Genomic DNA, 17015 nt, shown 5'->3' with positions numbered 1-17015 from the left:
TCGATATTCTGGCGTGACTGTATTTATTCTAGCGCTTACATGTTTACCATTAATGATGGATTTGTATGGGTTTTTGTTTTTGTTTTTGATTTTATTGTTTTTTTGTAATTCTCGGTCTGAACTTTATTTAACCAAAAGGCGTAGTTCCCAAGTTTCTCATCATAATGAAAACTAACGGCGTTGTATTTTTATCATTATGATATGTTATTTTACAAATATATTTGGTATAAGTCAGTCCTAAGTTATATGTATCACTTTTTTACAGGTAATATTTATATTTCCAAGTGTTTTACTGCAATTTTAATTGATGGAAGCTTGTTTTTTGAACATGGCGCATTAAATGTTGCTGGTGGTCACATTTTCTATTGATAATTGCGCAAGAACACATCTCTGCCTGATTTAAAACAGTGGTATTCCTTTATGGGTTGCGAATGTTAGTTATCGAGTGACGAGTCTTGTCCGTGCTTTTATATCTGCTGCGGAAGTTTTTCTTCCTCAGCCTGTGTTTCGTCTTTTCTTGATTTGTTTAAGAGGCTTAGTAATTAGTCTCTCATTCTACCGAGATGATAGCGCATTAGCGGTAATAGCTTTTATATACATTCATGCACAGATACTTAATCGGTCTAAATAAAGGTGTTATTTAATGTACTGTAAACGAGAGGGAGTTGGCGAGTGGGTGGCCTAAGTATACGGATTGAAGGATTAAACATATCTGCTGAACTTGCATGCTCGATAGCACAGGAAGATTTTTATTTGTGGAATGATGCAATGCAATCGCCTTGGCTCACAGTCGTTAACTTATCAGATTGTCGCCCGTGTGATGTAAAGTCTTATCTTGCCCGTTTTCCTTGCCGTAATATTGTCGCGTTATTAGCGCCAGAACAAGGTGAGTTGGCCGCGGCGGCAATGCGTGCTGGTGTACAAGATTATCTATTAATTCCTGTAGAAACCGAGCAACTGCTAGCCTCAATTCAACGTTTACGCCGTTTAGAGTTACCTGATTCTAGTTTGGTTGTATCGGCTGCTGTTAGTCGGCAATTATTGATGTTGGCCCATAGGGCTGCAACTACTGAGGCCAGTGTTTTATTATTGGGTGAAAGTGGTACCGGCAAGGAGCCGCTTGCTCGTTATATTCATCGCCATTCTTCTCGTTCTCATAAGCCTTTCGTTGCGATTAACTGCGCCGCCATCCCTGAAAGTATTCTTGAATCTGTCTTATTTGGTCATGTTAAAGGCGCCTTTACTGGCGCTATTTGCGATAAAGCAGGCAAATTTGAGCAGGCAAATGGCGGCACTTTATTACTCGATGAAATTGGTGAAATGCCCTTGCCGTTACAGGCAAAATTACTTCGGGTGTTACAGGAGCGTGAAGTTGAAAGGCTCGGTGGGCAGCATGTTATTCCACTGGATATCAGGATCATTGCTTCTACCAATCGCGACTTAAGACAGGCCGTTGAGTTTGGTCATTTTAGGGAAGATCTGTTCTACCGCTTAGATGTGTTGCCTTTAAAAATCGCGCCTTTAAGAGAACGTAAGGCTGACATCCTCCCTTTAGCTGAGCATTTTTTAGGTTTATATGGTCAGTCTGATAACGCAAGTCGCTGCTATTTCAGTGAGCACGCAAGGCAAGTGCTTGTGACCTATGATTGGCCGGGAAATGTTAGAGAGCTCGAAAATTGTATTCAGCGTGCATTAGTGATGCGCAGAGGTCAGGCAATTCAAGTTGCTGAACTTGGATTAAACATTCAAGAAGAAACGCTCGAGTTAGAGCCTTTGGGCGCGACGGAAGGGCTTAAAGCTTCAAAACAACAGGCAGAATTTCAATATATTATTGATGTACTTAAACGTTTTAATGGACAACGCACGTTAAGTGCTCAGGCGCTAGGGATGACGACTAGAGCCTTAAGATATCGTCTCGTACAAATGCGAGAAGCAGGGATTGATATCGAAACGTTATTAGATCAAGCAGCGTAGAGCAATCAAAAAAGTAAATAGGAATGAAATATGTCTAATGGAGCGATTGGTAGCTCAAGTATGTTGATGGAAACCTTAAATATTCATCGTGAAGTGGCTAAAGGTGCTATCAACATCACTTCAAATCCAGCCGACAATGGTATGGCTTATGGCTCATTCACTGAGTTAATTAAAAGCAAAGTTTCTGCCGTCAACCAAGATCAGAATCAATCCTCTATGGCGATGGCTGCAGTCGATAGTGGCAAGAGTGATGACCTCGTCGGTGCCATGGTTGCTTCGCAAAAGGCCAGTTTGTCCTTTGCGACTATGCTCCAAATTCGTAATCGTCTTGTGCAAGCATTTGACGATGTAATGAAGATGCCTATTTAAGGAATTGTGTGAATGTCTACCACTTTTGTTCAATCAGGTCAGGATATTACCGGGACAGAATCTTCGTCAGGATTCATTGCTGGCATGACCCAAAAATGGCATCGTTTTAACCGTGGTGATCGTCAGGTCATAGCATTAGCTTTACTCGCTGTGGTTGTTGCTAGTGTCATAGTGCTGATGTTATGGACGGCAACGGCGGGTTACCGACCTTTATACGGTAGCCAAGAAAATGTTGATACTTCTCAGGTTTTAAATGTTTTAGATGCAGAAGGCATTGATTATCGCCTCGATGCGAATTCTGGTGCTGTACTCGTTGCAGAAGAGCAAGTGGGTAATGCTCGTATGATCTTGGCCGCCAAAGGCGTTAAAGCTAAGGTGCCTTCTGGCATGGAGGCTCTTGATAATACCGCCCTAGGTACGAGCCAATTTATGGAGCAAGCCAAATATCGCAATAGCTTAGAAGGTGAATTGGCTCGAACCATAATGTCGTTAAAGTTAGTTCGTGCTGCAAGAGTTCATTTGGCGATACCTAAACAAACTCTGTTTATCCGTCAGGAGCCTGAACTGCCTACCGCTTCTGTGATGTTGCAGTTAGATCCCAATACTCGACTCTCTGAGTCACAGGTTGAGGCGATTGTTAATTTAGTTGCAGGGAGTGTCACTGGACTCACGGCAAGTAATATCAAGGTTGTCGATCAAGATGGCCGATATTTAAGTGAGAACATTTCAGGTAATCAAGATCTTAGCCAGTCTAGGAATAAGCAATTACAGTACACGCGTGAACTTGAAAATAGTCTAGTGGCCAATGCCTCCTCTATGCTCGAGCCTGTGCTTGGGCAAGAAAACTTCCAAGTACGGGTAACGGCAAAAGTAAACTTTAACCAAGTTGAAGAAACCAAGGAATCACTCGATCCGCAAAATGTTGTGACTCAAGAGCGGACCAGTGTTGATGATTCAAGTAATAGTATTGCTGCGGGTATTCCAGGAGCACTAAGTAATAAGCCACCCCAGGCAGGCAAAGCGGCAACGGATGACAAAACCCGTAATTTGAAACAGGAAGAAAGTCGTCAATATGACGTGGGTCGCTCTGTGCGTCACGTCCGTTATCAACAAATGCAGCTCGAAAATCTCTCTGTCTCAGTGCTTATTAACAGTGCGACAAGCCAAGGCGCATTCAATGATGAGGCTCAACTCGTTAAGTTTGGCAATATGGTCAAGGATGCTATCGGTTTCTCGGCGGCGAGAGGTGATAGTTTTACCATTAATGCCTTTGAGTTTACCCCAACTGTTACAGCGGAATTTACGCCGTCACCTTGGTGGCAATCAGAAAATTACCAAGCTTATTTACGCTACATCATTGGCGGCATTCTCGGTTTCGGACTGATTTTGTTCGTATTAAGGCCGCTGGTTAAGCACTTGACTCGTACAGCGCAAATAACGGCTCCTAGGATTGAGCCTGTAGCATTAAGTGCTGCTCCTGCTGGCGCGTTAGATGGACCTGTTGCCGATGCTACATCAAATCAGCCACATCAGTTACCGAGTGCCGAGTGGCTAGGTAGTCAAGGTTTACCCGAACCTGGCTCACCTTTGACCGTTAAAATGGAGCATTTGGCCTTGCTCGCAAATAAAGAACCCGCGCGTGTTGCAGAAGTGATAGCTCATTGGATAGGCGATAAAGACGGTGAATAATTCAATCGAAATCAAGATGGACAATTATGCCCAAGCGGCCATGTTATTGCTGAGTATGGGAGAAGAAGGTGCTGCCATGGTGATGGCGCATTTGGATCGTAACGATGTGCAACACTTAAGCCATAAAATGGCGCGGTTATCCAGTATTACCCAGCAAGAAGCCGAAGCAGTATTAAGTCGATTCTTTCAACGTTACAAAGAACAGTCGGGGATCGCCAGAGCATCGCGCTCCTATTTGCAGAAGACTCTCGATATCGCGTTGGGAGACAGGGTCTCTAAAAGTCTCATCGATAGTATTTATGGCGATGAGATTAAAGTGCTCGTTAAGCGCCTCGAATGGGTTGACCCTCAATTACTTGCCCGTGAAATTACCCATGAGCATTGTCAGTTACAAGCGGTATTATTGGGATTATTACCACCGGAAAGTGCCGCTAAAATTCTGAAAATGTTGCCCAGTGATAGCCAAGATGAGGTGCTCGTTCGTATCGCGCAACTTGGCGAATTAGACCGCAACGTTGTTGAAGAACTGCGGGAGCTGGTTGAGCGCTGCATGTTGATGGCAATGGAGAAAAGTCACACGCAAGTGGCGGGTGTCAAACAGGTGGCAGATATACTCAATCGCTTCGAAGGCGATAGAGAGCAGCTGATGGAAATGATTAAGCTCCATGATAAGCAGATGGCGATTGATGTAACCGATAATATGTTTGATTTCATTATTCTTGGGCGACAAAAGCAAGAAACATTGCAGACCCTCTTAGGGCAAGTACCTTCCGAAACCTTGTCTTTGGCATTGAAAGGGATTGATTTTGAGCTAAAAGATTCCTTGCTCAATGCGCTACCAAAACGTATGTCGTCGGCTATTGAAACGCAAATTGAAGCCTTAGGTGGTGTGCCTGTAAGCCGAGCCAGTGGTGCGCGTAAAGAAATCATGGAACTGGCAAAGCAATTGATGCAAGAAGGCGAAATTGAATTGCAGTTATTTGAAGAACAGGTTGTTGTCTAATGGAAAACAAGCATTCTCGTTGGCGCCTAAATACCAATCTCGCACGTCGTTATCGTTTTCCTGCGTTGCACGACGCGGTTGAATCGAACTCAGATGCGGGCGGTGATTTTCAAAGTTATCAACAAGCATTTGACGAGGGTTATGACGAAGGTGTCATCCAAGGTAAGAGTGCGGGTTATGAGGCTGGTCTTGAAGAGGGTCGTATTGCTGGACATGCTGCTGGTTTTCATCAAGGCAAGTTAGATGGGCAGTCAGCGGGTAGATCATCCATCGATGAGCAGCTCAACAGTTTACTTGTGCCACTTGGTGCCTTGAGAGAGTTACTTGAAGACGGCCATGCAAAGCAGGTGCGTGAGCAGCAGAATTTGATCTTGGATTTAGTGCGCCGAGTGTCACAACAAGTGATCCGCTGCGAATTAACACTGCAGCCGCAACAGATTCTCAAGCTTGTTGAAGAAACTTTGAGCGCGTTGCCCGATGATCAAGCGGATGTCAAAATTCATTTAGAACCAAGTGCGGTTGTGAAATTAAAAGAGCTCTCGGAAGATAAAATCCGTGGCTGGAACCTCATCGCAGATAGCAGTATTTCTGCGGGCAGTTGTCGAATTGTGAGTGATAAATCCGATGCAGATGCTTCAGTCGAGACACGACTCGATGCTTGCATGAAGCAGGTTGAAACCAAGTTGAATGAGGCTGAGATTGGAGTCTGATGTATTTCATGACGATTGGCCTCAGGTTCCAGTTGCAAGGGTTTATGGACGTCTCATTCGAGTCAATGGTCTATTGCTTGAGGCTGTTGGCTGTCAGCTTGGCATGGGGGATCGTTGCCAGATTGAAGGGCGAAATGGTCGTTTAATTGAGGCTGAAGTCGTTGGCTTTCATCGGGACGTATTGTGCCTTATGCCGATTGAGCCTACACAGGGCTTGATGCCAGGTGCCAGAGTGCTGCCTATTACGGATGAGCAAACAATTGCTATTGGTGATGGTTTGCTTGGCAGGGTGCTTGATGGACTTGGACAGCCACTCGACTTACTGGGCGATTTAATCGGTGTTTCACAAGTCCCGCAATCTCACACGAGTTACAATCCTTTGCTGCGCCAGCCTATTCGGCAGTCGCTAGATGTCGGTATTCGCGCCATCAATAGTTTGTTGCCCATCGGTAGAGGCCAGCGACTCGGGCTCTTTGCGGGCTCGGGTGTGGGTAAGAGTGTGTTATTAGGCATGATGACTCGTTTTACTGAAGCAGATGTCGTGGTGGTTGGCTTAATTGGGGAGCGTGGCCGTGAGGTCAGGGAGTTTATTGAAGAAACACTCGGTGAAGAAGGGCGTAAACGGGCTGTGATTATTGCAGCACCTGCCGATACCACACCGCTCATGCGATTACGTGCAATGCGGTTATCCCACTCCATTGCCTGTGCTTTTAGAGATCAAGGTAAGCAAGTGTTGCTATTAGTCGACTCATTGACTCGTTATGCTCAGGCACAGCGTGAAATCGCCTTGAGTTTAGGTGAGCCTCCAGCAACCAAAGGCTATCCGCCATCGGCATTTGCACAGTTACCTAGACTGGTGGAAATGGCGGGCAATGGTGAACATCCGACGGGAACGCTAACCGCGTTTTATACCGTATTGGCCGAGGGTGATGATCAGCAGGATCCTGTTGCAGATGCAGCGAGAGCTATTTTAGATGGCCATATAGTGCTAAGTCGTAAATTGGCCGAGCAAGGACATTTCCCTGCGATTGATCTTAATGCGTCAGTGAGCCGCTTAGCCATGCACATAGCGACCTCTAGCAGTATTGAACAGAGTCAGATCTTTAGACATCTTTTGAGTCGTTACAATGAGGTCAGAGACTTATTACCTTTAGGTGGGTACCAAGCTGGCCAAGATCCTGAAATGGATCTTGCTGTGCGAGTGTATCCAGAAATGGCACGATTTTTACGCCAGACCACACACAGTAAAGTCAATCTGGCTGAAAGTTTAGTGCAATTGGAACAGTTGATGGGAGTTATGGGATATGAGCCAGCGTCATCTCTCTAAGTTACGTGTTCAAGCTGAAAAGAAATTAGCGCAGCTAGGGCAAAAACGCGATGATTCCAGCCTAAGCGTCCAACTAAATCAACAACAACATCAAGCCTTAGCCCAAATGATATTGACTTATCGTGGTGCGAAAGAGGGCTCAAATGTTTTGCTCTGGCAAAATTCCGCAAGTATGGCGCAAGTGTTAGAGCCTATGCGGGTGAAGTTAGCTCAAAAGGAGGTCTTTCTACAACAGGAACAGCTGCGTATTGATCGCCTATGGCGTAAGCAATTAGGGCGTCAGCAAGGTTTGAAGTGGCTTGAAAAACAAACACATATACAAGAGCAAGCACAAGTGGCGCGCCGTGAACAGGCTGTTGTTGATGATATGGCGGGTTTCTATTACAAGAATAAAGGCCAATAAGCGCTGTGTCATTACAGCTGAGAGCCACCTTTTAAACTATGTCCCATTAGCGAGGGCTTTGGTAACTCTCAATAATTCAGTTTGACTAGCGTTTGGCACCGTAATCAATTTCATGGTGTTGGCCATCTTGATTCAGGATACGGTTAATCGTTTCTTGCTGTATTACGAGCAATCTGCCGTTGGTTTCATTGGCTGTTTGGCTATCTTTAACTAACAGCTGCAAGTTGTCCCATGACATTTTTATTTGCGGTCTTAGGTGATCAGGTAGCGCCGTGATTAAGCGTCTCATGCCACTATTGTCACTATTAAAACCTAGTGTCGCTAGATTTTCGCTTCGCTGTTTGGCTCTCAAAGCCAACTTGTTACACAGTGCAGTTTGACGCTCGTTATGGGCTAAGAGCGCATCATTATCCCTGCGTTGCATTAATTCACGTTGGTGCTTAAGCATTGATTTTAATTGACTATATCCCTCAAGATCTTGACGAATATCGCGAATTAAACTTTGAACAAGTTCGCGCTTATTTACTTGACTATTATCCATGCTGTATCAATATCTTATCTGCAATTTTATCTAAGCTCAGCTCAAAGCTTCCATTACTTAAAGCCTGACGTATAGCAGCAACTTTATCTGTGTCAACGTCGGAGATGGTATGTAACTCTTTCTGGGTTTGTTCTAACAATTGCCAGTCGTGACTAATATCTTGTCGTGTTGGCGTTGATAGATTTTCTGATTCAACGGGCTTTCTGGGCGTATTAGCGCTCTTACTCGTGCTGAACTCAGTGCTCAAGGCACTGCTAATTTTATTAATTTCCATAGATGTTCATCGTCATAAATGGCTAGATATTAGATATAGGCGACCTAAATAGGATAAATCTAAAATAAATTTTTAAATTTATCCTCAGGTGACCTGAATGTTAAAAACGGGTTTCAACTCTCCCCTTAGCTATGGGGTAGGCGGTAATGATTTTCCCTGAACTACTATTCCTCACTCTAATGGCATCACCTTGTTTACCCGCATCCATAGCAATCCCAATCATATTGGCATAAAAGGTGGCACTGACTGCTTCAATAATCACTTCATCTCCTATGCTCACGAGTTCTGGTGCACTTAAATTGCTTGCTCTTATGGGTTTGTTTTTTCTTATTTTTCTGGCCACCGCTTGCCCTAAAATGTGTTTTTCATCAGTAATAATGTCTTGATCTGACGCAGTTAAGGGCAACATTTGCCATTGTAGATTTTCTGATGTGACAACCTCATCTCTCTTAAGCGTTTTGTTGGCAACAGGAATGTAGGCGCTGAGAGCAACCTTGGCCCGAACATAGAGTGACCAGCCTTCAGAGGTACAGCTTATTTTTCGTTGGATTCGACCGAATGGGAGCCCTTTAGCAGCCTCGACTTGGAGCGCTGTGCTACACGTTTTTAGCTTGGCTGTGCTGGAAGGAATGTGCAGTGTGATTTTTTTGCTGACTTTTTTTATCTCTTGCGATTGTTGCCACTTAGCTATCTCTGCGGCTACGGAGTTTGTCATTTGCTGAGATATTTGTTCTGTCGCCGTGATCTTCCCTTTCGCGTGCACATTGAGCGGAAGTAACCCTATGCTCAGTAAGAAAGTGAGGGAAAAGAACTTTCCGTATATCAATAGCGATTTCATTTAACCAACTGTTTTATATTGAAAATTATATTGGCATGCTAATTGTAAGCTTCTCGGCCATCTATATTAATTAGGCATACAGTACTAGGAGTTGAGATGGCTATCAACCTTGATAAAGCATTAGGAATACATCCTCAAACACTCGATTTTAGAGTGGAGAGAAGCAAGGTATTAGCGAGCAATTTAATCAATGCCGAAACTCCAGGGTACAAAGCGAGAGACTTGGATTTCAAAGCTGCTATGAAGCAAGTTGAAGCGGGTATGCAGATGAATCAACAGTATAACCTCGCTTATCGCATGCCTTACCAAAATTCTGCCGATGATAATACCGTTGAACTCGGTAAGGAACAGGCGAGATATTCACAGAATGCGATGGATTATCAAACGAGTTTGACATTTTTAAACATGAAAATAGCAGGTTTAAAGTCTGCCATTGAAGGTCGTTAGGAGCCTATATGTCATTTGGTGATATTTATCAAATTGCTGGTGCTGGCATGAATGCCCAAACCATACGTTTGAATACGGTTGCGAGTAATCTTGCTAACGCAGGTACAGCCGCTGAAAACCCTGAGTCGGCATATCGAGCCTTAAAGCCTGTATTTGCGACTATTTATGATTCTACTCAACAAGGCGCAATCGGTGCCTCGATTGAGGTGAGCGATATAGTGCAGGCGGATGCACCATTAGATATGCGCTATGAGCCTAATCATCCCTTTGCCAATGAACAAGGATATGTCGCCTACTCCAACGTGAACACGATTGAAGAAATGGCCGACATGATGGCGGCAAGTCGTTCATTTGAAACCAGTGTTGAAATCATGAATCGTGCGCGCTCTATGCAGCAAGGTTTATTGCAGCTAGGGAATAAATAACAATGGAATTGGCCCGCTCTGGTAACAACTCAGTTCAGAATCCTGCTGGTGCATTAGCGGCACCTGGGAATGATGCTGCATCATTAAAAAATGAATTCATGACCTTAATGATCGCGCAAATCAAGAACCAAGATCCCACCAAACCGCTTAACAGTGCTGAGTATATCTCTCAATTAGCGCAGTTTTCGCAGGTCGAAAGCTTAGAGGGCATGCGGAAAAATCAGTCAAACCAAATGGTCATGATGGAAAATTTGGGCATAGTGCAGTCGGCATCTTTAATTGGTAAGAATGCCATGGTGCCAGCCTCTGAGTTTCAACTCGATGGTGAAGCAGTTGAAGGCAAAGTGTATTTAGAAAATGCCGCTGAAGGCTTAGACCTTGAAATTATCGATGCGCAAGGTCAAGTCGTTAGCACCATTCAACTCGGTGCTCAGGATGTTGGTGACGTTCGCTTCTCTATCGATCCTGCTGAGTTGGGATTGTCTGCTGGCCAATATGAAATCAAAGCTAAGGCGACACTAGGTGAAAATAGTTTAGTCGCGCCAACGTATATTAAGGCACCGATTGAGAGAGTCCATTTCTCTAGTGCATCCGGCATGATGATGGCTGAAATGGGCCATGGTGTCGGTGTCGTTTCTGTGCTCAATATTTCTGAAGTTTCGTAAATTATTTTTATAGGATATTAAGATGTCATTTAACATAGCTTTAAGTGGTTTACAGGCGACAACCCAAGACCTCAATACCATCAGTAACAATATTGCTAACGCTTCTACGAGTGGTTTTCGTGGTGGCCGTAGTGAATTCGCATCTATTTATAATGGTGGTCAGGCGGGTGGCGTTGGCGTGATGTCAACGAGCCAAAACTTCTCTAAAGGTGGCAGCTTAACTTATACCGGTCGCCAGCTTGATATGGGGATCCAAGGCGAAGGCTTTTTTGTGCTCAAGGGAAACGACGGCGGTGCTATGTATGCCAGAGCCGGGATGTTCCATAAGGATAGCGAAGGATTTATTACCGATCCTGTGGGGAGCCGTTTACAGGGGTATTCTGTCAATGCGACAGGAAGATTACAAACCGGTAATGCAGGTGATTTACAGGTACAAACCGCATCTTTGGCGGCGAAAGCCACAACGAATGTCAGCATGGTTTCAAATCTTGATGCACGAGTTGATGTTATTCCTCCAGCCGTACCAGCGGTTCCATTTGATCCTAAAAATATCGATAGCTATCACTCCATTGGAACCACGAGTGTTTACGATTCTCTAGGAACTGAGCATGTTGTTACGCAATATTATGTGAAAACAGCACCTAATGAGTGGACGGTTAATTACACTCTCGATGGGACTCTGCTGCCAGACCAAACAACATTAAAATTCGATTCGAAAGGGATTTTAGATCCGACCACGACAAAAGATACCTTCGACCTTACATTGAGCAACGGAGCATCACCGCTCAAATTTGATATCAACTTCGATAAAAGCACTCAATATGCAGCCAAATACAACAACTCCAGCTTATCTCAAGACGGTTACACCTCGGGTGAATTAAAAGGTGTGCGTCTAGATGACAATGGCATGTTGTATGGCACTTATACCAACGGCCAAGATCAACTACAGGGGCAGGTCGTCCTCGCAAACTTCAGTAATCCCAATGGTTTGTCAGCCGTGAGTAACAATGCTTGGGTGGCTACGAATACCGCGGGGCAAGCCATTATTGGCTCACCCTCGACAGGCACCATGGGTACGGTAACGGGTGGGTATTTAGAGGGCTCGAATGTGGATACCACTGCTGAAATGGTTAACCTCATGTCGGCACAGCGTAACTATCAGTCCAACGCCAAAGTTCTCGATGTGAACTCGACTATGCAGCAAGCATTACTTAATGCCATTTAAGAAGAGACACTGACATGGAGAAGATGCTTTATACCGCCGCCAGTGGTGCAGTTCGTATTCTTGAGGCGCAAAGTATTCGCGCGAATAACTTGGCTAACGCTGAAACTGCAGGATTTAAAGCCGACCTTGAGCGCGTTAATGCCGTGCCTTTAGCTATTCAAGGTAATAGTTTGAACACAAGGGTCATGGCACAGACTGAGAGTAGTGGTTTTAGCCAGCAAAGTGGGGTGATCAATCCTACGGGCCGTTCATTGGATTTAGCGATCCGCGATCGTGGCTTGTTCAGTGTGGCTGTTGACGGTGTTGAAGCATACACCCGTTCAGGTGCAATTGAGACCAATGCCGAGGGGCAACTGACTATCGATGGCCGACCTGTATTAGGCGTTGATGGGCCGATAGCGTTGCCTGAGCATAAAGATGTCTTTGTGGGTGAAGACGGCACAGTCAGTGTTTTACCCTCTGAAGGCGGGATCATTGAGGAAGTGGGCCGATTAAAGCTAGTGAATCCTGACTTTGCCTTAATGCAAAAGGGGCAAGATGGGTTGCTCTATCGTCGTGATGGCCAAGCAGTGCCACAAGATGAAGGTGTGTTAGTGGATAGTGGCTTCCTTGAGTCGAGTAACGTGCAGGCCGTGTCAGAGCTTATTGCATCTATGGATTTGAGTCGTCAATTTGAGATTCAAGTTAAGTTAATGAAAAGTGCAGAAAAGCTGGCCGAGGCTGGTAATCGTCTGCTGGGCAATGTTTAAGGATTATTGGTATGCAATCAGCGTTATGGGTAAGTAAAACCGGCCTAACAGCACAAGATACGAAAATGACTGCGATTGCCAACAACTTGGCAAACGTGAATACCACAGGTTTTAAGCGTGACCGTGTTGCGTTTAATGATCTGTTTTATCAGGTTCAACGTCAGCCAGGTGGACAGGTTGATGCACTGAATAATCTGCCATCGGGTCTGCAATTAGGTGCAGGAACGAGAGTCGTTGGTACTCAAAAAATATTCACTACTGGGGATATGCAAAATACCAGTCAGCAGTTGGATTTAGCGATCGAAGGTCATGGTTTTTTCCAAGTAGAAGAGCCAAATGGCGATCTTGCTTATACCCGTGACGGTCAGTTTTATCGCAGCAGTGAAGGCATGATGGTCACGTCACAAGGTTTACCTTTAGTGCCGAACATAGTGATCCCCGAAGATGCGCTAACCGTTACTATTGCCAACGACGGTGTAGTTACAGCACAAATGGCGGGTGAAGCCGAACCTCAAGATTTAGGTCAAATCACGCTCGTTAACTTTACTAATCCAGCAGGGTTAGAAGCTCGTGGTGACAACCTTTACCGTGAAACGGCTGCATCGGGTGTGGCGGTTGAAGGTGTGGCGGGCGATCAAGCTTTAGGTGCTTTAAGACAGGGTGCGCTAGAGGGCGCAAACGTCAACGTGGTGGAAGAAATGGTCGAAATGATTTCCACGCAGAGAGCTTATGAGATGAATGCCAAGGTTGTGTCAGCTTCTGACGATATGCTCAAGTTCCTCAATCAATCGGTTTAGAGAGGCAGTCATGCGTTGGTTATGGTTTTTATGGTTTGCACTGCTGTCGGGTTGTATGTCGCATATTCCAGATCAGGAAACGAAACCTGGAACTAAAGAGTGGGCACCGCCTGAGATTGACTACAGCCTGCCAGATGCAAAGGATGGCAGTCTTTATCGTCCCGGTTTCATGTTGACACTTTTTAAGGATAAACGTGCTTTCCGTGAGGGCGATATTTTAACCGTCGCATTAGATGAAAAAACCTATTCGAGTAAGAAAGCGGATACCAAGACCAACAAAGAACAAGATATGGGTATGGGGCTGACGGGAAATATCGGTGAAAAAAGTGCTAATGCCGACGGTAAAACCTCTTTTTCAAGGGGGTTTAATGGCGCTGGCTCCAGTACTCAACAAAATCAGCTATCTGGTTCGATCACTGTAACCGTCTCTAAGGTTTTACCTAATGGTACCTTGTTGATCCGCGGTGAAAAATGGTTGCGCTTAAATCAGGGAGACGAGTATTTACGTCTGCTTGGCATTATACGTACCGATGATATAGGTAATAACAATACAATATCATCGCAACGCATTGCCGATGCTCGAATTATTTATGGTGGACAAGGCGCAATTGCCGACAGTAATGCTATGGGATGGGCTTCTCGCTATTTCAATAGCCCATGGTTCCCGCTTTAGCCAAGGATGTTTTGATGCTACGTTGTTTATTATTGTTACTTTTGGCTACAGGTACGCTGCAAGCAGAAGAGCAAAGCCGCTACTTGATGGATGTTGTTGATGTACAAGGTCTACGTGATAACCAACTCGTCGGTTATGGTTTAGTCGTCGGCTTAAATGGGACTGGCGACCGCTCTCAAGTCAAATTTACCAGCCAGTCCGTCGTCAACATGCTCAAACAGTTTGGCGTGCAAATTGATGATAAAACCGATCCCAAATTAAAGAACGTCGCCGCCGTTGCTGTGCATGCGACGATTACGTCCTTAGCCAGCCCGGGCCAATCTTTAGATGTGACGGTTTCGTCCCTCGGTGATGCAAAGAGTCTGCAGGGCGGAACCTTGTTAATGACACCGCTTAGAGCTGTCGATGGTGAAGTTTACGCGGTAGCACAGGGCAACTTGGTTGTTGGTGGGATTTCTGCTGCGGGTCGAAATGGCTCCTCTGTGACAGTCAATGTACCTACCGTTGGCACCATTCCCAATGGCGCCTTACTTGAGGCATCCATCAAAAGTAACTTTAGTGATAATGAAGACATCATTTTAAATCTTAAGGATCCCAACTTTAAAACTGCCCGCAATATTGAACGGGCTGTTAATGAACTATTTGGCCCTGATATTGCGCGTGCGCAGGATCATGCCAAGGTCTTGGTACATGCGCCTAAATCGAATCGAGAGCGTGTGACTTTCATGTCAATGCTTGAAGAGCTTAAGATTGACCAAGGCCGACGTTCACCTCGAATTGTGTTCAATAGTCGAACTGGCACTGTGGTATTAGGGGGCGATGTTGTTGTCCGTAAGGCTGCGGTGAGTCATGGCAATCTGACCGTCACTATTGTTGAACGTGAAAACGTGAGTCAACCCAATGGGGCTTATCTTGGTAATGCCGCTGGCGAAACCGTGGTGACAAATGATAGTCAGGTATTGGTTGAGCAAGGTAACAAACGTATGTTCGTTTGGCCTGAGGGAACATCAATAGAAGAGATTGTCCGTGCGGTTAATAGTTTAGGTGCGACCCCAATGGACTTGATGGCAATTCTTGAAGCCTTGTCAGAAGCTGGTTCCTTAGAAGCTGATTTGGTGGTGATCTAATGAAAGTTGAAAATACGGGCGGTTATTTAAATAAGCTCAATGCCGATGATTTGATCAAGGCGAATGGCGAGCAAGGTGCACTGAAATTAGTCAGCCAGCAGTTTGAGGCGCAGTTCCTGCAAACGGTACTTAAACAAATGCGCTCAGCCACTGACGCTATGGCCGATGAAGATAGTCCTTTAACCTCCAAAAGCAATAATGGAATTTATCAAGATTTACATGATGCGGAATTGGCGAGTCGTTTAAGCCAAGTTAATGGTATGGGTTTAGCTGAAGTGATGACTAAGCAGCTATCACGTTCATTTCAGTCCGAGAAAGATCCGGTCGCCTTTGATCCTCAACAGATGACAACAACAGCGATGCAGCCTGCACTTATTATGCGGCCCGTTGTGAAGGATTTTAAATGAGCATGTTGAACATTGGTAAGTCTGGCTTATTGGCAAGCATGGCGGCATTGAATGCAACTTCAAATAACGTTACTAATTCTATGGTTGCAGGCTATTCACGTCAGCAGGTGATGTTAAGTTCGGTTGGCGGCGGTGCTTATGGTTCCGGCGCAGGCGTTTTTGTGGATGGTGTAAGGCGGATCTCTGATCAGTACGAAGTCGCGCAGTTATGGCAAACCACGAGTGCAGTTGGCTTTTCTAAAGTACAAAGCAGCTATTTGCGTCAGGCTGAACAAGTATTTGGTGCCGAAGGGAACAATGTTTCCAAGGGCCTAGATCAATTATTTGCCGCCCTAAATTCATCAATGGAACAGCCTAATCTCATCGCCTACCGACAAGGTGTACTTAATGAGGCTAAGGCCGTTGCCCAAAGAGTGAATGCAATCAACGACAATATTGATTCGCAACGTAATCAGATCAATGGACAGCTTGGTTCATCCGTTAAAGAGATCAACTCACAACTTAATATTATCGCCAGTTTCAACCGTGACATTCAGGCGGCGAGTGTGACAGGAACGATTCCGCCAGCACTGCAAGATAGTCGAGATGCTGCGATTGATGACTTAGCGGCGATTTTAGATATTCGGGTTGTTGAAGATAGCCAAGGCATGGTCAATATCTCGCTGGCCCGAGGTGAGCCATTATTGACTGGGAATACGGCGGCTAAATTAGCGAGCGCTCCCGATCCTGCCAATCCTAAAAATGATCTGGTGACTATCCAGTTTGGTTCCAGCCAGTTTAATGTTGATGAAACCGCTGGTGGCAGTTTAGGTGCCTTGCTTACTTACCGTGATGTTCAGCTCGCGGACTCGCAAGAGTACATAGATGAATTAGCGGTAATGTTAGCGACCGAGTTTAATTCTATTCTTGCTTCAGGCACTGACTTAAATGGTGCGACACCTTCACAGGATTTATTTACTTATCAAGCCAATAACCCAGGGGGAAGCTTATCTCTAACGGCTGGCTTTACGCCTGATAAACTTGCCTTTGGTAAAGATGGTACCCAAGGCGATAACACAAATTTAAAAGCCTTAGTGCAGCTAGCGAATAAAGAGCTGAGTTTTACTAGTCTTGGCAGTAATACAAGCTTAGCGGAATCCTTCTCTAGCAAGGTCGGCCAGTTAGGTTCAGCTTCTCGCCAAGCGATTTCATTTGCTAAAACCAGTGTTGATTTACAGAAAGATGCGCAGTCCCAATGGGCGAGTACCAGTGGTGTGAATCCCGACGAAGAAGGGATCAATTTGATCATCTATCAGCAGTCATATATGGCAAATGCGAAGGTGATTTCCACCGCAGATCAACTGTTTCAAACCATGCTCAGTAGCTTTTAAGG

Annotated in this window: 20 protein-coding genes; 17 read left to right on the top strand and 3 right to left on the bottom strand. The window is 45.1% G+C overall.

Translation table 11 applies throughout. From position 1 onward, the window contains the following. Positions 1–672: 672 nt before the first annotated feature. Genes Q4Q46_RS16435 through Q4Q46_RS16405 form a run of 7 tightly spaced genes read left to right on the top strand, consistent with a single transcriptional unit; the run spans position 673 to position 7475 of the window. Positions 673–1974, top strand: a complete 1302-nt coding sequence (locus Q4Q46_RS16435; protein ID WP_263208934.1) for a sigma-54 dependent transcriptional regulator — start codon at positions 673–675, stop codon at positions 1972–1974. Positions 1975–2004: 30 nt separating this feature from the next. Continuing rightward, entirely contained in the window at positions 2005–2343 is a 339-nt protein-coding gene (gene fliE / locus Q4Q46_RS16430) for a flagellar hook-basal body complex protein FliE (RefSeq protein WP_261272829.1), read from the top strand. Positions 2344–2355: 12 nt separating this feature from the next. Continuing rightward, complete coding sequence (gene fliF, locus Q4Q46_RS16425) at positions 2356–4032, top strand: flagellar basal-body MS-ring/collar protein FliF (protein WP_311906498.1); 1677 nt, start codon at positions 2356–2358, stop codon at positions 4030–4032. Positions 4033–4048: 16 nt separating this feature from the next. Continuing rightward, positions 4049–5035, top strand: a complete 987-nt coding sequence (locus Q4Q46_RS16420) for a flagellar motor switch protein FliG (RefSeq protein ID WP_011848037.1) — start codon at positions 4049–4051, stop codon at positions 5033–5035. Then, positions 5035–5745, top strand: a complete 711-nt coding sequence (gene fliH, locus Q4Q46_RS16415) for a flagellar assembly protein FliH (RefSeq protein WP_259507212.1) — start codon at positions 5035–5037, stop codon at positions 5743–5745. Before Q4Q46_RS16420 ends, fliH begins: the two co-directional genes overlap by 1 nt. Continuing rightward, complete coding sequence (locus tag Q4Q46_RS16410; protein WP_311906497.1) at positions 5723–7072, top strand: FliI/YscN family ATPase; 1350 nt, start codon at positions 5723–5725, stop codon at positions 7070–7072. The genes fliH and Q4Q46_RS16410 overlap by 23 nt, the downstream gene beginning before the upstream one ends. Then, positions 7050–7475: a hypothetical protein gene (locus Q4Q46_RS16405; RefSeq protein ID WP_311906496.1), complete on the top strand. Its 426-nt coding sequence runs from the start codon at positions 7050–7052 to the stop codon at positions 7473–7475. The genes Q4Q46_RS16410 and Q4Q46_RS16405 overlap by 23 nt, the downstream gene beginning before the upstream one ends. A gap of 85 nt (positions 7476–7560) precedes the next feature. Here the strand turns inward: Q4Q46_RS16405 and Q4Q46_RS16400 are convergent, their stop codons facing one another. From Q4Q46_RS16400 to flgA, 3 genes are all read right to left on the bottom strand, one after another. Continuing rightward, positions 7561–8016, bottom strand: a complete 456-nt coding sequence (locus Q4Q46_RS16400) for a flagellar protein FlgN (RefSeq protein WP_028761850.1) — start codon at positions 8014–8016, stop codon at positions 7561–7563. After that, complete coding sequence (flgM, locus tag Q4Q46_RS16395; RefSeq protein WP_113940828.1) at positions 8009–8290, bottom strand: flagellar biosynthesis anti-sigma factor FlgM; 282 nt, start codon at positions 8288–8290, stop codon at positions 8009–8011. Before flgM ends, Q4Q46_RS16400 begins: the two co-directional genes overlap by 8 nt. A 100-nt stretch (positions 8291–8390) precedes the next feature. After that, entirely contained in the window at positions 8391–9128 is a 738-nt protein-coding gene (gene flgA / locus Q4Q46_RS16390; protein ID WP_311906495.1) for a flagellar basal body P-ring formation chaperone FlgA, read from the bottom strand. Between the two features lie 96 nt (positions 9129–9224). Between flgA and flgB the strand changes: the two genes are divergently transcribed. From flgB to flgK, 10 genes are read left to right on the top strand one after another with little or no spacing between them, the layout of a single operon-like run. Next, positions 9225–9575 carry a flagellar basal body rod protein FlgB gene (gene flgB / locus Q4Q46_RS16385; RefSeq protein ID WP_006083398.1) on the top strand — a complete coding sequence of 117 codons (351 nt, stop codon included), beginning with the start codon at positions 9225–9227 and terminating at the stop codon, positions 9573–9575. 8 nt (positions 9576–9583) lie between these two features. Continuing rightward, the gene (gene flgC, locus Q4Q46_RS16380) at positions 9584–10000 is read left to right on the top strand and encodes a flagellar basal body rod protein FlgC (protein ID WP_006083397.1); all 417 of its coding nucleotides are present in this window, start codon (positions 9584–9586) and stop codon (positions 9998–10000) included. Between the two features lie 2 nt (positions 10001–10002). Further along, positions 10003–10665: a flagellar hook assembly protein FlgD gene (locus Q4Q46_RS16375; protein WP_011848030.1), complete on the top strand. Its 663-nt coding sequence runs from the start codon at positions 10003–10005 to the stop codon at positions 10663–10665. Between the two features lie 22 nt (positions 10666–10687). Further along, positions 10688–11890, top strand: a complete 1203-nt coding sequence (gene flgE, locus Q4Q46_RS16370) for a flagellar hook protein FlgE (protein ID WP_311906494.1) — start codon at positions 10688–10690, stop codon at positions 11888–11890. Between the two features lie 14 nt (positions 11891–11904). After that, a complete protein-coding gene (locus Q4Q46_RS16365) occupies positions 11905–12639 on the top strand; it encodes a flagellar basal body rod protein FlgF (RefSeq protein ID WP_311906493.1) in 735 nt (244 codons plus the stop codon). Between the two features lie 11 nt (positions 12640–12650). Further along, entirely contained in the window at positions 12651–13436 is a 786-nt protein-coding gene (gene flgG, locus Q4Q46_RS16360; RefSeq protein ID WP_259565447.1) for a flagellar basal-body rod protein FlgG, read from the top strand. A gap of 10 nt (positions 13437–13446) precedes the next feature. Beyond that, positions 13447–14109, top strand: coding sequence for a flagellar basal body L-ring protein FlgH (gene flgH / locus Q4Q46_RS16355; protein ID WP_311906492.1), 663 nt, complete (start codon positions 13447–13449; stop codon positions 14107–14109). A 14-nt stretch (positions 14110–14123) separates the two neighbouring features. Beyond that, a complete protein-coding gene (locus Q4Q46_RS16350) occupies positions 14124–15236 on the top strand; it encodes a flagellar basal body P-ring protein FlgI (RefSeq protein WP_006083391.1) in 1113 nt (370 codons plus the stop codon). Further along, positions 15236–15643: a rod-binding protein gene (locus tag Q4Q46_RS16345; protein WP_226058353.1), complete on the top strand. Its 408-nt coding sequence runs from the start codon at positions 15236–15238 to the stop codon at positions 15641–15643. Before Q4Q46_RS16350 ends, Q4Q46_RS16345 begins: the two co-directional genes overlap by 1 nt. Next, entirely contained in the window at positions 15640–17013 is a 1374-nt protein-coding gene (gene flgK / locus Q4Q46_RS16340) for a flagellar hook-associated protein FlgK (protein WP_311906490.1), read from the top strand. Before Q4Q46_RS16345 ends, flgK begins: the two co-directional genes overlap by 4 nt. Positions 17014–17015: the final 2 nt, after the last annotated feature.

The organism is Shewanella vaxholmensis (assembly GCF_031932135.1).
Lineage (GTDB): Bacteria > Pseudomonadota > Gammaproteobacteria > Enterobacterales > Shewanellaceae > Shewanella > Shewanella hafniensis.
Note: the sequence above shows the minus strand (reverse complement) of the source record. Positions and strands in the feature narration are given on the sequence as shown.